Origin of the sequence: Chryseobacterium gambrini, from assembly GCF_900156825.1 — a bacterium.
GTDB classification, from domain to species: domain Bacteria; phylum Bacteroidota; class Bacteroidia; order Flavobacteriales; family Weeksellaceae; genus Chryseobacterium; species Chryseobacterium gambrini.
The window spans coordinates 237,343-262,821 of the sequence record NZ_FTOV01000002.1 but is presented as its reverse complement, the minus strand read 5'-3'; the positions used below and the strand labels follow the sequence as shown (position 1 = coordinate 262,821).

21 protein-coding genes and 1 tRNA gene are annotated in these 25,479 nt (G+C 37.4%); 1 reads left to right on the top strand and 21 read right to left on the bottom strand.

Going from position 1 to position 25,479, the window contains the following annotated elements; translation table 11 throughout:
- Positions 1 to 176: 176 nt before the first annotated feature.
- The 21 genes from BW951_RS04725 to tuf form a co-directional block, all read right to left on the bottom strand.
- On the bottom strand, positions 177 to 920 hold the full coding sequence (locus BW951_RS04725; protein ID WP_076390720.1) for a T9SS type A sorting domain-containing protein: 744 nt from the start codon (positions 918 to 920) through the stop codon (positions 177 to 179).
- A 3-nt stretch (positions 921 to 923) separates the two neighbouring features.
- Positions 924 to 1,451, bottom strand: coding sequence for an ankyrin repeat domain-containing protein (locus BW951_RS04720; protein ID WP_076390719.1), 528 nt, complete (start codon positions 1,449 to 1,451; stop codon positions 924 to 926).
- Positions 1,448 to 1,993 carry a YceI family protein gene (locus BW951_RS04715; RefSeq protein ID WP_076390718.1) on the bottom strand — a complete coding sequence of 182 codons (546 nt, stop codon included), beginning with the start codon at positions 1,991 to 1,993 and terminating at the stop codon, positions 1,448 to 1,450. The genes BW951_RS04720 and BW951_RS04715 overlap by 4 nt, the downstream gene beginning before the upstream one ends.
- A gap of 9 nt (positions 1,994 to 2,002) precedes the next feature.
- Positions 2,003 to 2,341, bottom strand: coding sequence for a cytochrome c (locus BW951_RS04710; protein ID WP_076390717.1), 339 nt, complete (start codon positions 2,339 to 2,341; stop codon positions 2,003 to 2,005).
- A 3-nt stretch (positions 2,342 to 2,344) separates the two neighbouring features.
- The gene (locus BW951_RS04705; protein ID WP_076390716.1) at positions 2,345 to 3,190 is read right to left on the bottom strand and encodes a DUF5777 family beta-barrel protein; all 846 of its coding nucleotides are present in this window, start codon (positions 3,188 to 3,190) and stop codon (positions 2,345 to 2,347) included.
- Positions 3,191 to 3,311: 121 nt separating this feature from the next.
- Positions 3,312 to 3,962, bottom strand: coding sequence for a Crp/Fnr family transcriptional regulator (locus BW951_RS04700; protein WP_076390715.1), 651 nt, complete (start codon positions 3,960 to 3,962; stop codon positions 3,312 to 3,314).
- A 143-nt stretch (positions 3,963 to 4,105) separates the two neighbouring features.
- The gene (locus BW951_RS04695; protein WP_029295596.1) at positions 4,106 to 4,411 is read right to left on the bottom strand and encodes a DUF3467 domain-containing protein; all 306 of its coding nucleotides are present in this window, start codon (positions 4,409 to 4,411) and stop codon (positions 4,106 to 4,108) included.
- Positions 4,412 to 4,497: 86 nt separating this feature from the next.
- A complete protein-coding gene (rpoC, locus tag BW951_RS04690; RefSeq protein WP_076390714.1) occupies positions 4,498 to 8,763 on the bottom strand; it encodes a DNA-directed RNA polymerase subunit beta' in 4,266 nt (1,421 codons plus the stop codon).
- Positions 8,764 to 8,847: 84 nt separating this feature from the next.
- On the bottom strand, positions 8,848 to 12,669 hold the full coding sequence (rpoB, locus tag BW951_RS04685; protein WP_076390713.1) for a DNA-directed RNA polymerase subunit beta: 3,822 nt from the start codon (positions 12,667 to 12,669) through the stop codon (positions 8,848 to 8,850).
- Between the two features lie 779 nt (positions 12,670 to 13,448).
- Positions 13,449 to 16,034, bottom strand: a complete 2,586-nt coding sequence (locus BW951_RS04680; protein WP_076390712.1) for a T9SS type A sorting domain-containing protein — start codon at positions 16,032 to 16,034, stop codon at positions 13,449 to 13,451.
- Positions 16,035 to 16,065: 31 nt separating this feature from the next.
- Positions 16,066 to 17,259 (bottom strand): hypothetical protein, encoded by a 1,194-nt coding sequence (locus BW951_RS04675; protein WP_076390711.1) that lies wholly within the window; start codon positions 17,257 to 17,259, stop codon positions 16,066 to 16,068.
- A gap of 516 nt (positions 17,260 to 17,775) precedes the next feature.
- The gene (rplL, locus tag BW951_RS04670) at positions 17,776 to 18,144 is read right to left on the bottom strand and encodes a 50S ribosomal protein L7/L12 (protein ID WP_076390710.1); all 369 of its coding nucleotides are present in this window, start codon (positions 18,142 to 18,144) and stop codon (positions 17,776 to 17,778) included.
- Positions 18,145 to 18,189: 45 nt separating this feature from the next.
- On the bottom strand, positions 18,190 to 18,777 hold the full coding sequence (gene rplJ, locus BW951_RS04665) for a 50S ribosomal protein L10 (RefSeq protein ID WP_076390709.1): 588 nt from the start codon (positions 18,775 to 18,777) through the stop codon (positions 18,190 to 18,192).
- Positions 18,778 to 18,794: 17 nt separating this feature from the next.
- On the bottom strand, positions 18,795 to 19,487 hold the full coding sequence (gene rplA / locus BW951_RS04660; protein WP_027380917.1) for a 50S ribosomal protein L1: 693 nt from the start codon (positions 19,485 to 19,487) through the stop codon (positions 18,795 to 18,797).
- An 11-nt stretch (positions 19,488 to 19,498) separates the two neighbouring features.
- The gene (gene rplK, locus BW951_RS04655; protein ID WP_076390708.1) at positions 19,499 to 19,945 is read right to left on the bottom strand and encodes a 50S ribosomal protein L11; all 447 of its coding nucleotides are present in this window, start codon (positions 19,943 to 19,945) and stop codon (positions 19,499 to 19,501) included.
- A complete protein-coding gene (locus BW951_RS04650) occupies positions 19,918 to 20,118 on the bottom strand; it encodes a hypothetical protein (protein ID WP_076390707.1) in 201 nt (66 codons plus the stop codon). The genes rplK and BW951_RS04650 overlap by 28 nt, the downstream gene beginning before the upstream one ends.
- 84 nt (positions 20,119 to 20,202) lie before the next feature.
- Positions 20,203 to 20,856, bottom strand: a complete 654-nt coding sequence (locus BW951_RS04645; RefSeq protein WP_076390706.1) for a hypothetical protein — start codon at positions 20,854 to 20,856, stop codon at positions 20,203 to 20,205.
- Between the two features lie 292 nt (positions 20,857 to 21,148).
- On the bottom strand, positions 21,149 to 21,691 hold the full coding sequence (gene nusG / locus BW951_RS04640) for a transcription termination/antitermination protein NusG (RefSeq protein ID WP_002976412.1): 543 nt from the start codon (positions 21,689 to 21,691) through the stop codon (positions 21,149 to 21,151).
- Positions 21,692 to 21,713: 22 nt separating this feature from the next.
- Entirely contained in the window at positions 21,714 to 21,920 is a 207-nt protein-coding gene (secE, locus tag BW951_RS04635) for a preprotein translocase subunit SecE (protein ID WP_076390705.1), read from the bottom strand.
- 12 nt (positions 21,921 to 21,932) lie between these two features.
- A tRNA-Trp gene (locus BW951_RS04630) sits at positions 21,933 to 22,003 on the bottom strand.
- A 61-nt stretch (positions 22,004 to 22,064) separates the two neighbouring features.
- Positions 22,065 to 23,270, bottom strand: coding sequence for an elongation factor Tu (gene tuf, locus BW951_RS04625; protein WP_076390704.1), 1,206 nt, complete (start codon positions 23,268 to 23,270; stop codon positions 22,065 to 22,067).
- Between the two features lie 336 nt (positions 23,271 to 23,606).
- On the opposite strand from tuf, the gene BW951_RS04620 reads away from it, so the two are divergent.
- Positions 23,607 to 25,112, top strand: coding sequence for a DUF4394 domain-containing protein (locus BW951_RS04620; RefSeq protein ID WP_076390703.1), 1,506 nt, complete (start codon positions 23,607 to 23,609; stop codon positions 25,110 to 25,112).
- The last annotated feature ends 367 nt before the right edge of the window (positions 25,113 to 25,479 follow it).

Sequence of the window (25,479 nt, the reverse complement as noted above, 5' to 3'; positions counted from 1 at the left end):
TGTTCGCTGGATTTTTATTTACCACTGCGATTCTGAAAGAATGAACGAGAAATACAGTTCCCATCCTAAATCTGAGGGATTAAAAAATACTTTAGCAGGAATTATATTAATCGTTTCTGTCACAATTATCATTTTATATTTTTCATAAAAAAAGACCACCTTTCAGTGGTCTCCGTTTATTCTTTGATTAACTGTTCAAAAGATGTTGAACCGTCTTTTAACGTAATTTCCAGATAATAATTTCCGGATTTCAAGTCGGAAATATTCACTTCTTTTCCATCAGCTTTTATGGTTTTTACCTTTCTTCCGGTAGATTCGAAAACATCAATATTTTTTATTTTATCGGCATCTTTGAAATTAATGGTTTCTTTTGCAGGATTTGGATAAAGAACTACTTTTTTGCTTTGTGCAGCGACTTCTCCGGTTGCTAAAACAGCTCCCATCGTAAGAGAAGCGTAGCCTCTGTTTGAAGAATGATAAGCTATTCCCGTTCCTCCTGCAGTTCTTGCATAGAAAATATTAATGGTTCCCGCAGAATTAGGAATGGCAAAGTCTCCAGTTCCTCCGGCAAGGGATCTTGTAGCCACTACTGTTCTTGTACTTCCCGAAACGGTGTTTGAAACCTGAGTCCAATCCTGCGTAGCATCTGCAGAAGGTGAGGAAAATCCTACAAATGTATAATCTCTGTTTGAAGATGAATTGTAAATAAATCCATCTGATCCGTTTGCCATTCCGCTTGATCCGAAACCGATTCCGAGCATTGAATTGCTGTCTCCGGTTAAAGTAAGCGTAGCGGTAGTTGCATTCGTGTCTAATTTCACCGTCATTGCAGCAGCCGATAAATTTACTGTACCCGACGAAAACTGCGCTCCTACAGAAATTGCAAGAGCCATTGATAATGTGAGTAAAACTTTTTTCATATTTTAATTTTTAAGTAGATTAATTATTTCTTTATTGTTCGTCTGTAAAGCATATTCGAAGGGAGTCATTCCCTGCGCATCTTTCATGGTTTTGTCGGCTTTGTATTTCAGCAATAATTCCGTCAATTCTTTATTTCCGAATTTTACTGCCCAAAATAGCGGGGTAGATCCTGTAGCATCCGCAATATTCGGATCTGCCTTTTTCTCTAAAATATAGGTTACCAGATCTTTGTTATATTTTACGGAAAGCCCCGACAATGCAGTTCCTTCACGGCTTTTATAATTTACATCTTTCACATTGTCCATCAAAAATTTGGCAACGTCTACATTCCCTCTGTAGCAAGCCAGAATTAAAGGAGAAAAACCGCTTTCATTAGTTTGGTTAATGATGTCCGGATTATGTTTCATCATGTCCTTCACTTCAGCAACTGTACCGCTTCTTGCCACATCAAAAATAGATTTTGCTTTTTCCTGAGCAGTTGCCAAAGTAAAACTGAGAAACATTCCTAACAATAAAATTAATTTTCTCATTGTTTTGTAAGAACATAATTGTATTGAACATTCACGTTTTCAGCAATCTTTTTAGATACCATTTTCGGAATGGTTACTTTATGATCTGCGGTCTTGGCAACAAATCCTCCCGACATATAAATTTTCCCGTCTTTGGCATAAATGGTTGCCGCAGAATTGTACGCCTTATCTACTCCATGAAAATTTAATTTTCCCTGAACGGTATATTTTTGTGGCGTTGCGGATAATTTGGATTTATCAAAATTCAGAATTTTTCCGGTGAAGGTTGCTTTTGGATATTTTGCGGTTTCGGCATAGCTTTCATTGAAGTGCTCTTCCATTAATTTTGTTTTGAAATGGAAGTTTTTCACGACAGAAACTGATGCAAAATCTCCTGTATCAGCATTGATTACCGCGACATTATTGTCGTCCTGTGCAAAAACATCTTCAAATAGAGGTACAGATGCTTCAAACGTTACTTTCCCTGTTTTAGCCATATACTTTTGCGCAAAAGCAAAATTGGTAAAGAATAACGCTGTAATAAGTAAAACTAGCTTTTTCATTTTAAATTTTTAGTTTTCGAGAAGCCCGTCGGCTTTCCATTTCGTGATGATAGTAATTTGTGAAGGCGATAAACTTCCGCCTTGAGGCATTTTCAGAGGGTCTCCGTTGGCGCGGCTTATTCTGTTGATGACATTATCGATATTTGCTTTCACCTGAGAATAGTTTGAAAGAGCCTGAACTCCCGGTGAATGACAACTGACACAATTGGCATCAATAATGGGCTTTACGTCTTTATTGTAAGTTACCACTTCCGCAATCGGAGTATTATCCGAGATTTCCTCATATGTTCTGCTTTCACAAGCCGTTAATACCACTGCTGATGAAATGATGTACATAAACTTTTTCATACTTTAAAATACTCTGTAAAGATTAAACCCAAAGAAAACCTGCCCTTTTTCCCATTTTCCGGCTGCATTGGTTAAATAACCGATGTCCGAATTCAGCTGGGAATTGGTGAACAAAAGCTGGAACACGTGTCCCCCGGTTTCTATATCCATTCCTAAAGAAAGCGGATTTTTATAGAAACTGTGATTGTCGAAATTCACAAAATATTCTGCATTAATGGAAACTCTTTTGGAGATTTTATAACGTCCTCCCAAACCTGCAAGAAACTGGTTTTTGTCTTCAATAGTAGGTTCGTAAAGATTTTTGTGAACGTATGACGGCGTTAACTGAAGAGAAAATTTATCGCTGAATCTTCTGGAAATTAAAGCCTGCGTAAGATAGGAAAGTCTGTCCCCAAACTGAAGATGCGGATAATTATCTTTGCTGAGATCTGTATTTACAGCCAGAACATTGTAACCTACAATGTCTACAGGAAAGTTTTCGTTCTGTTTTATGAGCTTATATTTTACTCCGCCTTCGAAAGTTTTAAGGTTGGTTTCTCTGGAAAGGCTTACTGAGATTCCGTCTGTAACGCCATAGATTACACCGAGTTTTGTAGAAGCGTCATCCAGTCCGAAGAAGTCTTTAAATCCTTTGCTTACATCGCCGAAACGGTGTGCCACAACAATATACCATTCATTCTTTGCGGGAAGTTTGGTAGATTGCCCGGTCACAATTTGTAATGCTTTAAAAGCGGGCTGGGAAACGTCGGTGTTTTTGGTCTGAATGGTATCAATATCTTTCAGCAGATCTTCCTGTGCAAAGGAAAAAACTGAAGCAAACATTGACAAAAATAAGAGAGTTTTTGTCATACACATTTATTTAAATTAGTATAACAAACTTATCGACTTATCGACTTACAATTGTGTGATAAAAGTCACCGACTGAATTGTTTTTATCAATGAAAAAGTTAAAATAATTAAATATCATTTATTAGCCTTGACTAACATTTTCATTTACAGGTATTTTTATACCTTCTTTGGTCTGAATAATTTCGCCTTCATTTTCAATTTTTTTTAGGACACGGCTTACTACTTCTCTTGAAGTTCCCAAACTGTTTGCAATTTCTCTGTGAGTTAGTTTGATGGGATTGTTTCCGGTTGCTGAAATCTGCTGTTTTACATAGTTTAAAACTCTTTTATCCAATCTGTGAAAAACCGCATCATTTACCATATTCATGACGTCTATAAATCTTTTATCATATTCAGAATAGAAAAGTCTGTTGATTTCAGGGAATTTAATGAGCCACTCATGGACAACGGATACAGGGAACAGCAATACTTCGGAATCTTCTTCCGTAACGGCATAAATGCGGCTTGTGTAATCTGTAAAAATTGAAGAAAATGTCATGAGACAGCTGTCATTAGAACGGATATAGTAATAAATCAGTTCACGACCGTCATTCAGGCTGAAAACCCTGATGGAACCTTTAATAAGAAACGGGACAAATTTATTTTTCTGTCCTTCTCTTACGATCTCGGTTTTTGCTTTAATTTCAGTAACAACAGCATGCTTATCCAGCTCTTTTAAAAAATCATTTCCTAAAAAGCCAAATTTGTTAATAATAAACTGATTATTGATCATATTCTTTATATCCTTTCTAAAAACAAATTTAAAAAAATATCAATACAATAATGAAGATAATTATTGAATTATTATGTCTTCCTCATTTATAAAAAATGCCCCAATAAAAATTGAGGCATTCATTTATTTTTTTAGAGTAAATCTTAAGCGTTTACGTTGTTTCCTCCTAATACGAAAGGTTCAACTTCTTTGATTTCTCCGAATTGCTGCTCGTAGTTAGCAATGTTTTGCTGAAGAGCAGAAAGTACTCTCTTAGCGTGAAGTGGAGCAAGAATAACTCTTGATCTTACTTTTGCTTGCTGTACTCCCGGCATTAACTGGATGAAATCTACTACAAACTCAGATGGAGAGTGGTTTACCAAAGCTAAATTAGCATAGATACCAGCTGCTACCATTTCGTTTAATTCGATGTTGATGTTTCCGTCTTGTGGATTTTGATTGTTGTCCATTGTTATAAAATATTTTTTTATTCGAAATTTTGAGGTTGTGAAAATATAAAAATAAATTCAAACCTCAAATTTCCGAATCATTATTTTTAGTTAAGATCTTCGAATTCTTTTTTAGAACCTACGATCACATTTTGGTATTCTTTAAGACCTGTACCTGCAGGAATTCTGTGTCCTACAATTACATTTTCTTTAAGACCGTTAAGATCATCTACCTTACCTGCAACTGCTGCTTCGTTAAGAACCTTAGTTGTTTCCTGGAACGATGCTGCAGACATGAAGGATTTCGTCTGAAGAGCTGCTCTTGTAATACCCTGCAATACAGGCGTTGCTGTAGCCGGTAAAGCTTCTCTTACCTGAACTAAAGCCTGATCTTCACGCTTCAGCTTAGAATTCTCATCTCTTAATTCTCTTGCAGTTATCATCTGACCCGGCTGGAATACTTTAGAATCTCCGGCATCTACTACTACTTTAAGACCGAATACTCTGTTGTTTTCTTCCAAGAAGTCATATTTATGCTCAAGAGCACCTTCAAGGAACTGAGTATCACCTCCATCAACGATAGATACTTTTGTCATCATCTGTCTTACAATGATTTCGAAGTGCTTGTCGTCGATTTTTACCCCCTGTAGACGGTAAACTTCCTGAATTTCATTTACTAAATATTCCTGAACCGCAGTTGGACCTTTGATTCTTAAGATATCGTCCGGAGTAATGGAACCGTCAGAAAGTGGCGAACCAGCTCTTACGAAGTCATTCTCCTGTACCAAAATCTGGTTGGATAATTTAACTAAATAAATTTTTCTTTCTCCAGTTTTAGCTTCAACGATCAATTCTCGGTTACCTCTCTTGATTTTTCCGTAAGAAACTACCCCATCGATTTCTGTAACCACCGCCGGGTTTGAAGGGTTTCTTGCTTCGAATAATTCGGTAACTCTCGGAAGACCTCCGGTGATATCCCCTGCTTTTGCAGATTTTCTCGGGATTTTGATTAAGACTTTACCGGCCTTAATTTTTTCACCATCGTTTACCATTAAGTGGGCTCCTACTGGTAAGTTGTACGCTTTCTGTTCAACTCCTTTAGAATCTACCACCTTCAATGTAGGTACGGCTTTCTTATTTCTGGATTCGGAAATTACTTTCTCTTCAAATCCTGTCTGTTCGTCAATCTCCAGTTGGAATGAAACCCCTTGGATGATGTCTTCATATTCTACCTTACCGGCAGTTTCTGCAATGATAACCGCGTTATACGGATCCCACTTACAGATTACATCGCCTTTCTTCACTTTATCACCTGGTTTTACAGATAATATGGAACCATAAGGTACGTTAGCTACCATTAACGGAGTTCTAGACTCGTTATCAGCAACTAATCTGAATTCTGTTGAACGGGAAACTACAACTTCAGCAGTGTTACCGTTTTCATCTTCAGAAGTAATTGTTCTTACTTCATCCATTTCAACGATACCATCTCTTCTTGCAACGATTGATGGGTTTTCTGATACGTTTCCTGCAGTACCCCCTTGGTGGAAGGTTCTCAACGTAAGCTGAGTTCCCGGTTCCCCGATGGATTGTGCTGCAATTACACCTACTGCTTCACCCATATGGATCATCTTCCCTGTTGCTAAGTTTCTACCGTAGCATTTTGCACAGATTCCTTTTTTAGCTTCACAAGTAAGTGGCGAACGAACTTCAACTGCTTCTAATCCTGCTTCTTCGATTCTCTTCGCTAACGCCTCACTGATTACCTGATCTGCTTCAGCAATTAATTCATCACTTTCAGGATCATAAATATTATGTAAAGAAACTCTTCCTAAGATTCTTTCAGAGATTCTTTCAACGATCTCATCATTTTTCTTAAGTGCAGTAACTTCTGTTCCTCTTAAAGTTCCACAGTCGTCTTCTGTAACGATAACGTCCTGTGCAACGTCTACCAATCTTCTCGTTAAGTAACCTGCATCGGCAGTCTTAAGAGCGGTATCCGCAAGACCTTTACGGGCACCGTGGGTAGAGATAAAGTATTCTAGGATGGAAAGACCTTCTTTAAAGTTGGCAAGAATCGGGTTTTCGATGATCTCCGCACCGGTAGAACCGGCTTTCTGCGGTTTCGCCATCAAACCTCTCATCCCTGATAACTGACGGATCTGTTCCTTAGAACCCCTCGCTCCGGAGTCAAGCATCATATATACAGAGTTGAAACCTCCCTGATCGGTTTTCATTCTGCCCATAATCATCTCCGTAAGGTTTGCGTTGGTTGTAGTCCAAACGTCGATTACCTGGTTATAACGTTCTGTATCTGTAATAAGACCCATGTTATAGTTGGCTCTAATTTCATCTACTGTTCCGATAGAATCTGCAATCATCTGCTTTTTCTCAACAGGAACCACAATATCTCCTAATGAGAAGGAAAGACCTCCTTTGAATGCGTTTGAATATCCTAAGTCTTTCATTGCATCCAGGAACTTCACAGTTGTAGGGAAATCTGTATCTGCAAGAATTTTACCGATAACGTTTCTCAATGATTTCTTCGTTAAAAGCTCATTGATATATCCTACCTGCTTTGGTACAATCTGGTTGAATAAGATTCTACCTACCGTAGTTTCGATTAATCTTGTTACGATTTCTCCGTTTTCTTTAACCGGAAGTCTACATCTTACTTTAGCATTTAAAGATACTCTTCCTTCCGCATAAGCGATTTCCGCTTCTTCAGGAGAATAGAATGCCAAACCTTCACCTTTTACTTTCATATCTTCTGTAGAACTCAATTCTTTGGTCATGAAATAAAGACCAAGAACCATGTCCTGAGAAGGTACTGTAATTGGAGAACCGTTTGCAGGGTTTAAGATATTTTGAGAACCTAACATCAATAACTGAGCTTCAAGGATCGCTTCAGGACCTAACGGTAAGTGTACCGCCATCTGGTCACCGTCGAAATCGGCGTTGAATGCTGTTGTTACCAACGGGTGAAGCTGGATTGCCTTACCTTCGATCATCTTAGGCTGGAAAGCCTGAATACCCAGTCTGTGAAGCGTAGGTGCTCTGTTCAGTAGAACAGGGTGACCTTTCATCACGTTTTCAAGGATATCATACACTACCGGCTCTTTTCTGTCGATGATTCTCTTAGCAGATTTTACTGTTTTTACAATTCCTCTTTCAATCAGTTTTCTGATGATGAACGGTTTGTACAATTCCGCAGCCATATCTTTAGGAATACCACACTCGTGAAGCTGTAAGTTCGGACCTACAACAATTACGGAACGCGCAGAGTAATCTACCCTTTTTCCTAATAAGTTCTGACGGAAACGCCCCTGCTTCCCTTTCAATGAATCTGAAAGTGATTTCAATGGTCTGTTTGATTCAGACTTTACGGCTGAAGATTTTCTTGTATTATCGAATAGTGAATCTACAGATTCCTGAAGCATACGCTTCTCGTTTCTCAAGATTACTTCAGGAGCTTTGATCTCCAATAATCTCTTCAAACGGTTGTTTCTGATGATTACTCTTCTGTAAAGGTCATTTAAATCGGAAGTAGCGAAACGTCCACCATCCAACGGAACCAATGGTCTTAGTTCTGGCGGAATAACCGGAAGTACACGCATGATCATCCACTCAGGCTTATTGATCATTCTTGTATTGGCACCTCTTAATGCTTCTACAACGTTCAATCTTTTTAAAGCCTCAGTTCTTCTTTGTTTTGAACCTTCGTTGTGTGCTTTGTGTCTCAGATCGAAAGACAATGCATCAAGATCGATTCTTTTTAATAATTCCTCAACCGCTTCCGCACCCATCTTAGCGATGAATTTGTTCGGATCAGAATCATCAAGATACTGGTTCTCGATCGGAAGAGTTTCCATGATATCTAGGTACTCTTCTTCAGTTAAGAACTCCATGTTTTCGAAATCAGAACCGTCTAATTTTTTAGCAATACCCTGCTGAATCACTACATATCTTTCGTAGTAGATGATCATATCCAATTTCTTGGAAGGAATTCCTAAAAGGTAACCGATTTTGTTCGGTAAAGAACGGAAATACCAGATGTGAGCAATTGGAACTACCAGATTGATATGTCCGATTCTCTCTCTACGTACTTTTTTCTCTGTAACTTCTACTCCACAACGGTCACAAACGATCCCTTTGTAACGAATTCTCTTGTATTTACCACAAGCACATTCGTAATCCTTTACAGGACCAAAGATTTTTTCACAGAACAAACCGTCTCTTTCAGGCTTATGCGTTCTGTAGTTAATGGTTTCCGGCTTAAGAACCTCCCCTCTCGATTCCTGAAGAATCGATTCCGGTGAAGCTAAACCGATGGTTATTTTATTAAATCTACTTGATTTATTTTTATTTGACATTTGTTAGATTTTAAATTTTAGATTTTAGATTTTAGATTAATTTCCGAATGTTTCCATTCAGCATTTATAATTTAAAATTTAAAATTATTCCTCTAGTCTTACGTCTAATCCAAGACCTTGTAACTCGTGAAGTAGTACATTGAAGGATTCCGGAATACCTGGTTCAGGCATCGATTCACCTTTTGCAATGGCTTCGTAAGTTTTCGCTCTACCAATTACGTCATCCGACTTCACAGTAAGGATCTCTCTCAAGATATTTGATGCTCCGAATGCTTCAAGAGCCCAAACCTCCATCTCCCCGAATCTCTGACCTCCGAACTGAGCTTTACCTCCTAATGGCTGCTGAGTAATCAATGAGTAAGGACCGATAGAACGTGCATGCATTTTATCATCAACCATGTGACCTAGTTTCAACATATAGATTACCCCCACTGTTGCAGCCTGAGTAAATCTTTCCCCGGTACCACCATCGTAAAGGTGAGTGTGACCGAATTTAGGAAGACCTGCTTTCTCAGTGTATTCAGTAATCTGGTCTAAGCTAGCTCCGTCGAAGATTGGCGTCGCGAACTTCAATCCTAATTTCTGACCAGCCCATCCAAGAACTGTTTCATAGATCTGACCGATGTTCATACGCGAAGGTACCCCAAGTGGATTCAATACGATATCTACCGGTGTTCCGTCTTCAAGGAATGGCATATCTTCTTCACGAACGATTCTCGAAACGATACCTTTGTTACCGTGACGACCCGCCATTTTATCTCCTACATTCAGTTTACGTTTCTTAGCGATGTACACTTTAGCCAACTTCATGATACCTGCAGGTAATTCGTCTCCGATTGAAATTGCAAATTTCTCACGGTTTTTAACCCCTTGAATATCGTTGTACTTGATTTTGTAATTGTGAATTAACTGTTTGATTAATTCGTTTTTATCGTTATCAACTGTCCAGTCTGAACCGCTAACGTTTACATAATCTTCGACTGAAGTTAATAATTTATGAGTGAATTTCACGCCTTTACCGATGATTTCCTCATCAAGGTCGTTTTTCACACCCTGAGAAGTTTTACCGCTTACAAGCGTGTTTAATTTTTCAATTAAAGTGTTTCTCAAATCATCAAACTTAGCCTTGTAAGTGTTTTCAATTTCTTCAAGCTTAAGTTTTTCTTCAGTTCTTTTCTTTTTATCTTTAATGTTTCTAGAGAACAATTTCTTGTCGATCACAACACCTCTTAATGAAGAATCTGCTTTTAATGAAGCATCTTTTACATCACCAGCTTTGTCACCGAAGATTGCTCTAAGAAGTTTTTCTTCAGGAGTCGGGTCAGATTCACCTTTTGGAGTAATTTTACCAATCATGATATCTCCAGGCTTCACTTCAGCACCGATTCTGATCATACCGTTCTCGTCAAGATCTTTAGTAGCTTCTTCAGAAACGTTCGGAATATCTGCTGTCAATTCTTCCATACCTAATTTGGTATCACGAACTTCCAAAGAATATTCATCTACGTGGATTGAAGTAAACCAGTCTTCACGAACTACTTTTTCGTTAATTACGATCGCATCCTCGAAGTTGTATCCTTTCCAAGGCATGAACGCAACCACTAAGTTTCTACCAAGAGCCAATTCTCCTTTTTCAGTAGCATAACCGTCGCAAAGTACCTGTCCTTTTTCCACTACATCACCTACTCTTACGTTTGGTCTCAGGGTAATGGTAGTACTTTGGTTAGTTTTTCTGAACTTAGTTAAGTTATATGTTTTAGTAGCAGACTCGAATTGTACTAAATCTTCGTCTTCGCTTCTTTCATATTTAATAACGATTCTGTCGGCATCTACATACTCTACAGTACCTGTACCTTCAGCGTTAATTAAGATTCTTGAATCTCTTGCAACCTGCTGCTCAAGCCCTGTACCTACAATCGGAGCCTGTGGCTTCAATAGAGGAACTGCCTGACGCATCATGTTCGATCCCATCAACGCACGGTTCGCATCATCATGCTCCAAGAAAGGAATTAATGAAGCAGAAATACCAGAGATCTGGTTTGGTGCAACGTCGATAAGGTCTACCTGAGATGGCTCAACTACCGGATAGTCACCATCTAATCTTGCAATAATTCTGTCTGTTTCGAATTCACCGTTGTCGCTCAATTCAACGTTTGCCTGAGCAATTACTTTAGATTCTTCGTCTTCAGCATTTAAGTAGATAGGATCTGCATTAAGATCAATCTTGCTGTCTGCTACTTTTCTGTACGGAGTTTCGATGAAACCTAATCTGTTGATTTTCGCATAAATACCTAAAGATGAAATCAAACCGATGTTTGGTCCTTCCGGAGTTTCAATCGGACAAATTCTTCCGTAGTGGGTATGGTGAACGTCTCGAACCTCGAAACCTGCTCTTTCTCTTGATAAACCTCCAGGTCCCAGTGCAGAAAGTCTACGCTTGTGCGTGATTTCTGATAGCGGGTTGGTTTGGTCCATGAACTGAGAAAGCTGGTTGGTCCCAAAGAACGAGTTAATTACTGATGTTAAAGTTTTAGCGTTAACAAGATCAAGCGGAGTAAAGATTTCGTTATCTCTAACGTTCATTCTTTCCTTGATTGTTCTCGCAATTCTTGAAAGACCTACCCCGAACTGTCCTGCTAATTGCTCACCAACCGTTTTAATTCTTCTGTTGGATAAGTGGTCGATATCATCAACCTCAGCTTTAGAGTTTACAAGCTCGATTAAGTGTCTTACAATAGCAATGATATCCTCTTTCGTAAGAACTTCAGTTGTCGTAGGAATGTTCAGCCCTAATTTTTTGTTTAGTCTGTAACGTCCTACTTCACCTAATGAATATCTTTGCTCAGAGAAGAATAATTTTTCAATGATTCCTCTTGCGGTTTCCTCATCTGGCGGATCTGCATTTCTTAACTGACGATAGATGTACTCTACTGCTTCTTTTTCAGAGTTTGTAGGGTCTTTCTGTAATGTATTCTGGATGATAGAGAACTCGTTGCTGTTTTCTTTGTGAATCAAAATAGATTTCACACCCGCATCAAGAATAAGATCTAAATGTTCTTTTTCAAGAATTGTTTCTCTGTCTAAGATGATTTCGTTTCTTTCGATAGAAACAACTTCCCCTGTATCTTCGTCTACGAAATCTTCGAACCAAGTGTTCAATACTCTCGCAGCCAATGTTCTTCCTTCTACTTTTTTAAGGGCAGCTTTAGAAACTTTCACTTCTTCAGCAAGATCGAAGATCTGAAGGATGTCCTTATCAGACTCATAACCGATCGCTCTTAATAAAGTTGTTAATGGTAATTTTTTCTTACGGTCGATATACGCGTACATTACGCTGTTGATATCGGTCGTAAATTCCATCCAAGATCCTTTGAAAGGGATAATTCTTGAATAGTACAGTTTGGTTCCGTTTGCGTGGTACGTCTGTCCGAAGAATACACCCGGTGAACGGTGTAACTGGGTAACGATAACCCTTTCAGCACCATTGATGATGAAAGATCCACTAGGCGTCATATAAGGAACCGGACCTAAGTATACATCCTGAACCACAGTCTGGAAATCCTCGTGTTCAGGGTCTGTACAATACAATTTAAGTCTTGCTTTAAGAGGAACGGAATACGTTAAACCTCTTTCCACACACTCATCGATTGAATAACGTGGAGAATCTACCAGATAATCCAAAAATTCCAATACGAATTGGTTTCTAGAATCGGTAATCGGGAAATTTTCCTGAAAAGTCTTGTAAAGACCTTCATTTTTTCTGTCTTCAGGAAGCGTATCAAGCTGAAAAAACTCACTGAAAGACTCGATCTGGATATCCAGGAAGTCCGGAGTGATGATTTTTCCTTTCGCTGAAGAGAAATTTACTCTCTGATTTCCCCTAATTGTAGGTGTTGTTTTACTCATAAAACTTTTAAGAAAGGTTAAAAAATATTTTGATTCATTAAAAAATATCAGAAAAAAGAATTTGAGAGGAGAAAGCTGTAAAAGACCTTATAATGTTGGCGCTATTAGAAACAGTCTTATATTTTTTTCTCTTGATTCTCAGAATCTTATTCCTAACTGCAACACTGGTATATCTTTTCACAGCGTAATGCAAAATATTTTTATTACTTTTGAGGCAGATACTGCCGTAATATCTATACACACGAAATCCCTTTCATTATAATGAAAGAGGTGATATTCAATATTTTATAGATTTACAAACAATTATTCGCGCCAAAAGAGACTGCAAATTTACAACATTTTATTTTTATATACAAATAAAACAACTTCATTCTGAAGATGTTAATTATTTTATTCTGCATCCAGAAGATCATATTCATTCCATAATATTTTTCTTTTTATAGATTTTTCAAACAAAAAGGTCATCCAAAAATATGGATGACCCGCCCTTAATAAAAAAAACTCAATCTTAAAATTAATTACAATAACCTAAGATTTAGCTGTATTTTGATGCTGAACAGATATCATTGAAAGTGACTTTAAAGCCTATAAAATTCAAAAATACTGTTATAATCTATATTTACTGATAGAAACCGAAAATAATCTGATGTTTTTTAATAGCAATACTTATTATATAAAGTTAGTTAAAAAATATCAATAAAACATTTATTTTCAGATATTTAAAAACATAAGTCATTCTTGCGAATGACTTATGTGCAGAAACGATTTATTTATTGAAATTACCTCACAATAACTTTGTATGATTTTACAGTCGTTTTTGTTTCTACTTTTATGATATACATTCCCGCAGGTAAAGAAGAAGTACCGATTTCGGCATTTCCTGAAAATTTACCTGAGCTGATTAATTGTCCCTGAGCTGAAAACAATGTGTATGTTCCTTCTTCATCAGATTTCACATTTAAATTTTCACCCGCCTTTACAGGATTAGGATACACTTTAACATCATTGGCAACCGTTTTTACTTCTCCTGCCGAAGCTTTAGCTATTATACCACTGTTTTTAGCGAAAGAAGAATATGGTGAAAGAGGAGAATTAGGAGAACCTTTCGCAACAAGATCCGTATCTACAACCGCCTGAATTCCATCTGCATCCGCATCATTTATTCTCGAAATAAATCCTTCTCCAAGATCATCCAGATTATCTTTTCCGATGGTATAAAGATCGAAGTCTACATTATTGGATTTAAGATCTACAAAATCCGGTTTATCGTCTCCATCTGTATTTTTTAAAGGATATTTCATGATTCCTGAATCCGGAGATGTTTCCAGAATATCCGCAATTCCGTTATTTCCTGTTGCAACGCCGCTGTCGATAATTCCGTTGTGATCTGCATCGATCTGATCAATCACCGAAGTTGGAATTCCAGATTCAAATAAATCTAAAATACCGTCGTTATCAGAATCAAGATCAAGGTAACTTGAAATTCCGTCTCCCAGTTCTGCAATCACCAGTTTGTTTCCGTCTACGTCATCATCTTCAAATTTTCCGTTTGCGTTAAGATCTTCCCATGCATCAGGAATACCGTCATTGTCAGAATCATTATCGCAAGCATCTGCAACGCCATCTCCATCGCTGTCTATAGCAGAAGATTTATCATTTACCACAGAACATCCTTCTGCACAATCCGGAATACCGTTTCCGTTGTTATCAATACTGTCGTTTCCGTTCGGACATTTATCGTTACAGTTCGGAACACCATCCTGATCGTCATCAAGCTGAACAAATGCATTATAAATGTAGTATTGCTGCGCCAGAGTGATTCCTATTCCCGGATTGATCTCAATTTTCATCCTGTCAAACGCTTTTGTTGCCGTAAAACCTACATAAAACTGATTGGAAGCCGAAGTAATAAACTGTCCGCTGAATAATCCACCCGAAGTTCTGGATTCTGTTACCGTTGTCCCTTTATAGAAAGTAATGGTGATATAATCTAATGCATTTATCGTGAATAAATTGGCACTTTTCGTTAAGGTAAAACCTCCGAAAGTTCCGGCAGGATATTCTCCTGTATTGCTTTTAACCGTTAACCTAACTGTGGGAATTAGTAAATTGATCGGAGATAAATTTACCGTTGCAAAGTTATTGGTGTTGTTATCTACTACGTTTCCTGTGTTGGTAATATTGGTTAATCCTAAAATTGTTCCCGAAGCTCCCGTCCATGAAGCTCCTTGTACAATTTCTCCCAGTCTTGAAGTTCCTGAAGTCTGGATATATTCATTACAATCGCAGCCTTGAGGCTCTTCAAAGGCATAAAACACTTTTAAAGCTCCGAAATTCACTCCTACAGTCTGAGTGATTTTTAGTCTTACTTCATTAAAAGGCTTGGTTGTATTTAAGGAAATTTTCTGTTTATTAGAACCGAATCTTAATACTTTGATATTAATCAGTCCGCCTCCATCAAATAAGTTTTTAGAATCCTGCAGCTGCCCGAATAAATAGGTCTCAATTGTTATATTTTTCAAGAATTCAGCGCTTAGCAATTTACCCTGATCATCCGGTTCAATAACGAACCCTGCTTTATTTCCTGCTGGATAAACCTGGTTTTTATCTAAAACACCTACAGAGTATGAACCTAACAAACCAGCCGGTAAAACGATGGAGCCGTAAGAACTTTTATCTCCGTCACCAATCTTTGCTCTGTCATTTACATAAGAAAGCGGTGCTAAAAAGCTGCTGCTTCCGGAAACATTTCCGTCTACACCGTTTCCTGCAATAATATCATCACAGATGCCATTATTATCTACAGGAACTTTAGTCGGATCAAAAGCAAATGCATAATAAATATTCAGGGCACTGAATAGAGAAAGAGCATTAACCTGATACAGTCTTACTTCATCAAAATTTTTAGTAGTTTTAAAATGAAGGAAAATTCTTGTTTTTGTTCCTCCGAATGCCGGAACAGACAATAAAGTAGTATTATTTGAAGATTCCTGAAGAACTCCTGCTTTATAGGTACTGATTCTTAAATTGCTTAAAAGACTTGCCGTAAAAACGCTGGTTCCTAAATCTACATTAAAACCTGTAATGTATCCTGCAGGATAGGTTGTATTTGTATTTTTAACAGAAACTCCGTTTCCGCTTACCAAAGTGGTAAAGCTTCCCATACTGACGCTGTTATCCAAATTGGCATCAATAAGAGGATTTATGCTTCCGCTGTAACAAGCCAGACATATTCCGTTTGCATTCAGCGGTTTTGCTTCCACCCCCATTCCCCGAATCGGAGTGTAACCCTGTCCGAAAATCTTCACAGACAGCAGAAACAGCATGAGAAAAGCTGTAATTTTCGCAAATAATTTTTTTGTCATTTTTAATTGATTTTAAGTTTGTGTATTTTTTTTAAAATTGTTGCCATGCATAAACTCCTGCGGAAATTCTGCATCCGTAAAAGTTTCCTGTATTTCCTGATTTGCCATAAACAATGGTTCCTTCATTACTTGCATTACAGTCTGAAGTTACAGGAACACCGGTTGCTTTAATTAAAATTCCTTTACTGATTTCAAGATCAGGAATATTGGTTCCGTTTGGAGTCATATTCACTCCGACGTCTGTAATTGCGGTTCCAATCGAGCCCTGTCCGGAAAAAGCATGGCTAGTATTTGCATAAACGGTCTGGTTGGCTATGGTTGCACTGGCACTATTCCCGAAGGCAATTGCACCGGCTGCTCCACTTGCAACATTGGCATTTCCAAATGCGTAATTATTGCTCGTTACATTATTTCCTGTCCCAAAAGCAAAACCTCCGGAATTCACATTGGAATTTCCAATATTAATTCCACTGACATTAGTTCCTGATGTTCCGTTATTATTTCCCAAAACAATGGCATTGGCTCCTGTTGCAAAATTGTTGTTTCCTATTATTTTTGCTCCACTTAACGCACTGTTCGTAGCTCCGATTGCCACTCCCGGAAAATTAGCAGCCTGTGCAGCAACGGTATTTTCTCTTCCTAAAGCGATGTTTGATGATGTATTGTTTGATAATGTATTGTTTGATCCCCATGAAACCGATGCATAAGGCGAGGAAGCATTAGAATTTCCGCCTCTTAGATTTCCATTAACATCGAGAATTGCTTTTACCGTATTGTTTGTTGCTAAAACTAAGCTCTGACTATCTGTCGTTCCTAAAAAGTTACCGGAAGAGACAGCGGTTCCCAAACTTGCCGCAGTAGCTGTTGTTCCTGAATTTCCGGTAATTTTCCAGCCGGAAGGCTGTGGCTGATTTACCTGAATCCAAACAGATCCATCAAAATAATAATATCCTGCATTAACCACATTAACCGTCTGAGACGCCGGAGCAGTATCGGCAGCGGTCACATACACCAAAGCGCCTGTCTGAGACGCCGTATAACTTTTTGAACGAAGCTGATCTCCTGTAAGCCTCGGCGCAATAATTCCATCAAGCTTACTTGAAACCGAAGGCGAACCGACTACATCCAGAGTTGCCTGTCCCAGATTAGTATTAATACCTACCTGCGCGTTTACCATGCATCCAAAAATTGCCAGTGCTGACAATCCGAATAATTTGTTTTTCATTTTAGAATATTTGTAGTTTTTTTTAAGAATAAACGAAATGAATCTTCAGGTACAAAGATGAACCTGACAATATAATAGCTAATCAATAATGTATTGGCTAATTTATTGTTTGTTTTTCCTGAAAAATTTAGAATTGTTAAAAGGAGCCGGACTTAAAGATAAAAACTTAGCTTTTTTATTAATCCGAATGAGTATAATGCCGTAAAGCATAATCGGGACGTAAATCCCTAAAAGAAAATAATTTGTATCCAAAGTTGTGTGTGTTTTTGAGATTACAAATATACTACATTTTCAATTAAAATATTATTTATCGTTAAATAATTTAAATAAAATTACAATTTAACAAATAATATTTATTTAAAATATCTTAAAATTATAAATTAATCAACAATATAAATTTATAAATAAATAAATTGATCACATAATTGATTATGAATAATAACAAGCAAAGCAGATAAACAATAAAAAAGCCTGAACAAAATGTTCAGGCTTAATATTTTTTAAAGTAAACTGGAATTATTTCAATTCTACTTCAGCACCAGCTTCTTCTAATTGCTTCTTAAGAGCTTCAGCTTCGTCTTTAGACACACCTTGCTTCAATGGAGCCGGAGCACCGTCTACGATGTCTTTAGCTTCTTTAAGACCAGCACCAGTTAAATCTTTTACTAATTTAACGATCGCTAATTTAGAAGCACCTGCAGACTTAAGAATTACGTCGAATTCAGTCTTTTCTTCAGCAGCTTCACCTGCACCTCCTGCAGCAACTACTACTGCAGCAGCAGCTGGTTCAATTCCGTACTCATCCTTAAGGATAGCAGCTAATTCGTTTACGTCTTTTACTGTTAAGTTTACTAGCGTTTCAGCTAAATTTTTTAAATCTGACATTGTTGTAATGTTTTTGTTGATTATTGATTATTTTTTGAGTGTAAATTATTCAGCAGCTGGAGCTTCTCCTTCAGCAGCTGGAGTTTCCAGAGTTTCAGCAGCCGGAGCTTCTTCTACTGCAGGTGCAGCTTCTTCAGCTTTAGCTTCTACTGTCTCAGGTTTGTTTTGAAGAGCAGAAACAACTCTCTGGATTGGAGACTGAAGTAATCCGATGATTTCACCGATCATTTCTTCTCTAGACTTGATGTTAGCTAACATCTCTAGGTTATTGTCACCAACATAGAAAGTTTCCTGAACGAAAGCAGACTTCAACGCCGGCTTTTCTTCTTTCTTTCTAAAGTCTCTGATTAATTTCGCTGGAGCACTCGCAGTCTCAGAAATCATAATTGCTGAATTTCCTTTGAAAGACTGGAACATCTCGGAGTAATCTACTCCTTCGATTTGCTCCATTGCTTTTTGTAAAAGTGTATTTTTAACTACTTTTACTTTGATATTTTGCTTGAAAGCCTGTCTTCTGAAGTCAGAAGATTTACCTGCGTTCAAACCTTGTAGATCTGCAACGTAAACTACTTTAGCATCCTGAAGCAAATCTTTGATCTCTTGTATTGCTACAACTTTTTGGTCTTTTGTCATTGTCTTAGGATTTATAATTAGTTAACAGATTTAGTATCGATTGCAATACCAGGACTCATTGTAGAAGAAAGATAGATCGACTTCACATAAGTACCTTTCGCAGCAGTTGGCTTCATTTTGATCAAAGTAGAGATCAATTCCTGAGCATTTTCCTTGATTTTAGCAGCATCGAAAGATACTTTACCAATACCAGCGTGGATAATACCGTATTTATCAACTTTGAAATCAATTTTACCAGCTTTCACTTCAGTTACTGCTTTACCAATTTCCATAGTTACAGTACCTGATTTAGGGTTTGGCATTAAACCTCTTGGTCCTAATACTCTACCCAATGGTCCTAATTTACCCATTACAGCCGGCATTGTTACGATAACGTCAACATCAGTCCAACCATCTTTGATTTTTTGTAGATATTCATCAAGACCTACATAGTCAGCACCCGCTTCTTTAGCTTCTGCTTCTTTATCTGGAGTTACTAAAGCCAAAACTTTAACATCTTTACCAGTTCCGTGAGGAAGAGATACAACACCTCTTACCATTTGGTTTGCTTTTCTTGGATCTACCCCTAATCTTACAGCGATGTCTACAGAAGCATCAAACTTTGCAGTGTTTACTTCTTTTACAAGAGCTGAACCTTCTTCAAGGTTATAGATTCTTCCTTTTTCTACTTTGCTTAAAGCTTCTTTTTGCTTCTTAGTTAATTTTGCCATTTCTTTAAGTTTTAAGCGTTAAAAGTTGGTTTAGTTCCTGTTACTCTTAATCCCATAGATCTTGCAGTACCTGCAACCATAGAAACAGCTGAATCCATTGTAAAGCAGTTAAGGTCTGCCATTTTATCTTCAGCAATCTTTTGAACCTGAGCCCAAGTTACAGCACCTACTTTGTTTCTGTTCGGTTCTCCGGAACCACCCTTGATCTTAGCCGCATCCATTAACTGGATTGCTGCAGGAGGAGTTTTAATAACGAATTCAAAAGATTTGTCTTCGTATACTGTAATTACTACAGGTAAAACTTGTCCTGGCTTATCTTGAGTTCTTCCGTTAAATTGCTTACAAAACTCCATGATGTTCACACCTGCAGAACCCAATGCTGGACCTACTGGTGGAGAAGGGTTAGCTGCGCCACCTTTCACCTGAAGTTTTACCATTTTAAAGACTTTTTTAGCCATTGTTTGTTTTTTAAATTTGAATAATTAATGAGTTTGGAAGCATTATTATTCAGCAGGTTACCCATTCTCACCTTAGATAATCCTACTTTTCGGACTGCAAAATTATGAAATATTTTTGAAATAGCAAACGGAATAGATTGATTTTTAGAAAGATTTAATAAATTATTTTTCACATCACAATTTAACACTACCGCAAAATATAAGGAGTATAGGATAACCCATACTCCTTATAGAAAAAAATTTTAACTTTAATTGAATTAATAATCATTATACATTGCATGCGCCTGAAAAGAAGTTCCGGAAAAATTACCTCCCTGAACGCAGTTAGCCGCTGCTGCAAAGTCAAAGCATGTACCCAAAATCTCAATACTGTGTGTTCCCGCACCCAGTAAAGTTATATAACTTCCGGTATTATAAAAAATTCCGGTGAGGTTAGTCCCAGTAGATGTACTATTGGTATATGCATTGGAAGATCTAACAACATTGGTTCCATCAACGTTCAGATGTGTTCTTAATAATTTCATTCTGCCGTCTGAAGCAGCAGCTGATAACGTAACAGGTACAGAATAATTGATGATTACAAATGCCGGTTTAGTTAACGTAACAGATTGGTTACTGATACTTACAGGACTAACTGTACCACTGCCCCCAACATTAACACTGGGTAAAGTAGTTAGGCTGAATAATTGTGTCATCTGCTGATTAAGAAGATTCTTTTTTACATAGTCTACGTTTCCATTCGCATCGGAAATCATCACATTATCATAAGAACTATTTGAAGACTGATCGGTTTGGGTTCTTACTCTTAAGGTACCGTTAACATCTAAGGTTCTGGAAGGAGATGTTGTATTAACCCCTACTTGTGCATTTGCAAAAAAACTGCAAAGCGAAAAAATAATGATGTTTCTCATATATTTGTTTTAAACCAAAGTTAACACAATATTTAACAAAAAACAAAGCAAAAATGACCAAAATCAAATAAATATTCAATTTTCAATTAAAATATTAATGAAATACACAATACAAAATCTTTTATATTAAAAAATACTCAATATTAAAAATATACATTAAAATTATACTGTAAAAACAATTAATCCCTAAAAAAGATATAGATTAAATTTTACTGATCAGAATCAGCTTATGGTAGTAGAACGAAAAAAGACCGCTTGAAGCGGTCTTAATTTTTATATTTTTAAGTAAATATTATACTTTTTCTACCTGCATATAGCTAAGCTCCATTGGAGTTTTTCTACCAAAGATTAAAACAGAAACTTCAATTTTCTTTTTATCTTCCAGAATTTTTTCTACGGTTCCGTTGAATCCGTTGAATGGTCCGTCTATTACTTTAACGTTTTCGCCCACTACATAAGGAATTTCAACATCGCTTGCAAATTCGGAAAGCTCATCCATTCTTCCAAGCATTCTGTTTACCTCCGATTTTCTCATCGGAACAGGATCTCCTCCTTTTGTTAAACTCAGGAATGAAATAACTCCCGGAATATTTTTAATAACGTGAGGAATCTCTCCCATCAAATCAGCTTCAATCATTAAGTATCCAGGATAGTAAGGTCTTTCTTTAGGAACTTTTTTACCGTTTCTGATCTGAATAACCTTTTCCATAGGAATAACTACCTGAGTAACGTACTGTTCAAACCCTAAACGTTTGATTTCCGTCTCAATGTAGTTTTTCACTTTATTTTCCTGTCCGCTGATCGCTTTCAGCACATACCATTTCAATTCGCTCATTATTGGGAAAATACTTTTATTATTAATTGAACAAGTTGATTAGCATTCCAATGATGTTGCTGATTGCTTTAGAAAACAATTCATCAACTCCAAAAGTAAATAACGCCAAGATTACTGTTGCAACAGTTACTACAATTGTAGAAGATTGCAGATCAGACCACTTCGGCCATTCAACTTTATGTCTGAATTCGTTATAAGAACCTTTTAAAAAATCGACAAATGAACTCATAATTGTTATTTGCACGGGCACAAGGATTCGAACCCTGATCAACGGTTTTGGAGACCGGTATCCTACCATTGGACGATGCCCGTAGTTAAAAAAAAGCTTCCGTAAAGAAGTTCCCTGCGGAAGCTTTTATATTGTGTTAGATGATTAGTCTAAAATTTCAGTTACCTGACCTGAACCAACTGTTCTACCACCTTCTCTGATCGCGAATCTAAGACCCTCGTTAAGAGCGATTGGCTGTAACAATTCTACAGTGATCTCTAAGTTATCACCAGGCATTACCATTTCTACACCTTCTGGTAAGAAGATCTCACCTGTAACGTCAGTAGTTCTTACGTAGAACTGAGGACGGTATTTGTTGTGGAATGGAGTGTGACGTCCACCTTCTTCTTTAGAAAGAATATAAACAGATGCTTTGAATTTTTTGTGTGGCTTCACAGAGTCTTTCTTAGCGATAACCATACCTCTCTTGATGTCAGTTTTTTCAATACCTCTCAACAATAGACCTACGTTATCTCCAGCTTCACCTCTGTCTAGGATTTTTCTGAACATCTCAACCCCTGTAATTGTAGAAGTTAATTTTTCATCACCCATACCTACGATATCTACAGGATCACCAGTGTTGATGATACCAGCCTCGATTCTACCAGTTGCTACAGTACCTCTACCTGTAATAGAGAATACGTCTTCGATTGGCATCAAGAATGGCTTATCTGTATCTCTTGTTGGCTCTTCGATCCACTCGTCAACAGCATCCATCAATTGCTCTACAGACTTAAACCACTTATCATCAGAATTACCTTCTGTAGCAGCAGTAAGTGCACCAAGAGCAGAACCTTGGATTACTGGAGAGTTATCTCCGTCGAATTCATAAGTAGATAATAAGTCTCTAAGCTCCATTTCAACAAGCTCTAATAACTCAGCATCATCTACCATGTCAACTTTATTCATGAAAACAACGATTCTTGGTACGTTTACCTGACGGCAAAGTAGAATGTGTTCTCTTGTCTGAGGCATTGGTCCGTCAGTCGCAGCACATACCACGATAGCTCCGTCCATCTGAGCAGCACCTGTTACCATGTTCTTTACGTAATCCGCGTGACCTGGACAGTCAACGTGAGCATAGTGTCTTTTTTCAGTTTCGTATTCGATGTGAGCTGTATTGATAGTAATACCTCTTTCTTTTTCTTCTGGAGCAGAGTCAATTGCAGAGAAGTCTTTTTTCTCAGCAAGACCTTTGCTAGCTAATACAGCAGAAATAGCAGCTGTAAGAGTAGTTTTACCATGGTCAACGTGACCAATAGTACCAATGTTCAAGTGTGGTTTGTTACGATTAAACGTTTCCTTTGCCATGATTTAAAATTATTTATTTATTGTTTTTCAAATTTTCGGTGTGCAAATATAATGAATTTTTAAATACCAAAACCTTTTTATTAAAAAAAGTTTCAATATTCAAATCCAATGAAGTACAAACCTTATATTTCAATGTATTGAGATTGCAAATTTACACATTTTTCTCAATTTAGAAAATCAGCAGTACACCTTTTGGCCAAATAATAAACTATCTCTTTAATTATGAATACAATAAAATTGACTAAAGAATAATATTCAGAAAAAATTACAGTACGCCAAGACCATAATTTATCTTTTATCGTAGATAGAATTACGAACCATTAAAAATAATATATTATGAGAAAATTATTACATTTATGTACCGTATTGTTCAGCACCATTATCCTTTTTTCATGTGACGATTCCGATGATATGATGTCTACAGACATGAATATGCCGGTACAGGGACCTGATCTTATGGCTTACGGACTTACGGCGAACAACGAACTTGTTGCCTTCAATGCCAACAATCCTAAAATGTTTACTTCTAAAACCGCTGTTACAGGAGTAGTTTCAGGAGAAAAACTGATGAGCATCGATTTCAGACCAGCAACAGGAGAGCTTTACGCTTTATCTAATGCAAGTAAGCTTTACATCATCAACACTTCCAATGCTTCTGCAAGAGCAGTAAGTACAACCGCATTTTCACCTGCTGTCTCAGGAACTATTGCTTCGATTGATTTTAATCCTACCGTTGACAGAATTCGTCTGGTGAGCAATACAGGACAGAATTTAAGACTTCATCCGGAAACGGGAGCGGTTGCAGCAACCGATATGAACATTAACGGAGGTGGAACTCCTGCTGTAACAGGAGTTGCTTATACCAACAGCAAATCCGGAGCTTCAAGTACAGTGTTGTATGATATTGATATGACTTCCGGAAAGTTATTTAAGCAGGATCCGCCTAACAACGGAACATTGGTAGAAGTCGGAAGTCTGGGAACTACTTTTACAGGACAGGCTGCTTTTGATATTAAATATGATAACGGTGCAGCGTTATTAGCTTTAAATAACAACCTGCATTTATTGGATCTGAGTACAGGTAAAGCAACCAACATCGGTATGCTTCAGCAGCAGATCATTGATCTAGCGATTCCTACAGAACCGGTTGCCTACGCGGTAGATAATTCAAACAACCTTCAGATTTTCAATCCGAACAGTCCGATGCCGGTTTCAAAAGCGATTACAGGACTTCAGACAGGTGAAAGTATTTTAGGAATAGATTTCAGACCTTTGAACGGACAGCTTTATGCTTTGGGAAGTTCAAGCAGACTATATACTATTAACTTAGGAACAGGAGCTGCAACCGCAGTGGGAACTTCTCCTTTTGCAACACTACTTGCGGGAACAGATTTCGGGTTTGATTTTAATCCGACTGTTGACAAGATCAGAGTCGTGAGCAACACGGGACAAAATCTTCGTCTTGATCCTGTAACAGGCGGAATAACGGCAGCAGACGGAATGCTGAATCCGGGAACTCCGATGATCGGAGCGGCTGCTTATACCAATAATTTTGCAGGAGCTACTTCAACAACTTTATTCGTTATCGATCATAATACAGACAAATTGTATCAACAAAATCCGCCGAACAACGGAACTCTGGTAGAGACAGGTTCTTTAGGAATCAATATTACCAGCGCAAACGGTTTTGATATCGGAAGCATGAGCCAAAAAGCTTATTTACTGGCAACAGTGGGAACTGCCACAAAAGTATACAGTATTAATACTTCAACAGGGGCTGCGACTGCAGTTTCAGATTTCCCAAATGCAGTAAGAGGTTTTGCTGTGGGATTAGGATTCTAAACTCATAATAATTATTTCAATAGCGAGAATCGCGGAAAACAAAGTTTTCCGCGATTCTTTTTTAACCGAATGTTTATTAGCCGCAAAGGCAAAAGATTTCGAAAATATATTGATAGTTTATTATTAAGGTAAAGAAAAGAAAACATAAACTCTTTCTTTAAAGTTTTAGTTATCTTATTTAAATATCTTTTGCCACCTGTGGTTAAATAAAAGGTTAAAGTAAAACTTGTCTAAATTTTTTTTACCGCAAAAGATGCAAAAGATTGTAACCATTTAGTTGTTTAAGTTTACTACTTAAATGGAAAAAAGAGCACATAAGTTTAAAAAAAAATCAAAGATTTTTTCTCTTTGCAGACTTTTGAAATAC

Bases quoted from the DNA above. Each gene is read 5' to 3' on its own strand.
- BW951_RS04725 (WP_076390720.1), bottom strand. From the start codon at position 920: ATGAAAAAAGTTTTACTCACATTATCAATGGCTCTTGCAATTTCTGTA.
- BW951_RS04720 (WP_076390719.1), bottom strand. From the start codon at position 1,451: ATGAGAAAATTAATTTTATTGTTAGGAATGTTTCTCAGTTTTACTTTG.
- BW951_RS04715 (WP_076390718.1), bottom strand. From the start codon at position 1,993: ATGAAAAAGCTAGTTTTACTTATTACAGCGTTATTCTTTACCAATTTT.
- BW951_RS04710 (WP_076390717.1), bottom strand. From the start codon at position 2,341: ATGAAAAAGTTTATGTACATCATTTCATCAGCAGTGGTATTAACGGCT.
- BW951_RS04705 (WP_076390716.1), bottom strand. From the start codon at position 3,190: ATGACAAAAACTCTCTTATTTTTGTCAATGTTTGCTTCAGTTTTTTCC.
- BW951_RS04700 (WP_076390715.1), bottom strand. From the start codon at position 3,962: ATGATCAATAATCAGTTTATTATTAACAAATTTGGCTTTTTAGGAAAT.
- BW951_RS04695 (WP_029295596.1), bottom strand. From the start codon at position 4,411: ATGGACAACAATCAAAATCCACAAGACGGAAACATCAACATCGAATTA.
- rpoC (WP_076390714.1), bottom strand. From the start codon at position 8,763: ATGTCAAATAAAAATAAATCAAGTAGATTTAATAAAATAACCATCGGT.
- rpoB (WP_076390713.1), bottom strand. From the start codon at position 12,669: ATGAGTAAAACAACACCTACAATTAGGGGAAATCAGAGAGTAAATTTC.
- BW951_RS04680 (WP_076390712.1), bottom strand. From the start codon at position 16,034: ATGACAAAAAAATTATTTGCGAAAATTACAGCTTTTCTCATGCTGTTT.
- BW951_RS04675 (WP_076390711.1), bottom strand. From the start codon at position 17,259: ATGAAAAACAAATTATTCGGATTGTCAGCACTGGCAATTTTTGGATGC.
- rplL (WP_076390710.1), bottom strand. From the start codon at position 18,144: ATGTCAGATTTAAAAAATTTAGCTGAAACGCTAGTAAACTTAACAGTA.
- rplJ (WP_076390709.1), bottom strand. From the start codon at position 18,777: ATGACAAAAGACCAAAAAGTTGTAGCAATACAAGAGATCAAAGATTTG.
- rplA (WP_027380917.1), bottom strand. From the start codon at position 19,487: ATGGCAAAATTAACTAAGAAGCAAAAAGAAGCTTTAAGCAAAGTAGAA.
- rplK (WP_076390708.1), bottom strand. From the start codon at position 19,945: ATGGCTAAAAAAGTCTTTAAAATGGTAAAACTTCAGGTGAAAGGTGGC.
- BW951_RS04645 (WP_076390706.1), bottom strand. From the start codon at position 20,856: ATGAGAAACATCATTATTTTTTCGCTTTGCAGTTTTTTTGCAAATGCA.
- nusG (WP_002976412.1), bottom strand. From the start codon at position 21,691: ATGAGCGAATTGAAATGGTATGTGCTGAAAGCGATCAGCGGACAGGAA.
- secE (WP_076390705.1), bottom strand. From the start codon at position 21,920: ATGAGTTCATTTGTCGATTTTTTAAAAGGTTCTTATAACGAATTCAGA.
- tuf (WP_076390704.1), bottom strand. From the start codon at position 23,270: ATGGCAAAGGAAACGTTTAATCGTAACAAACCACACTTGAACATTGGT.
- BW951_RS04620 (WP_076390703.1), top strand. From the start codon at position 23,607: ATGAGAAAATTATTACATTTATGTACCGTATTGTTCAGCACCATTATC.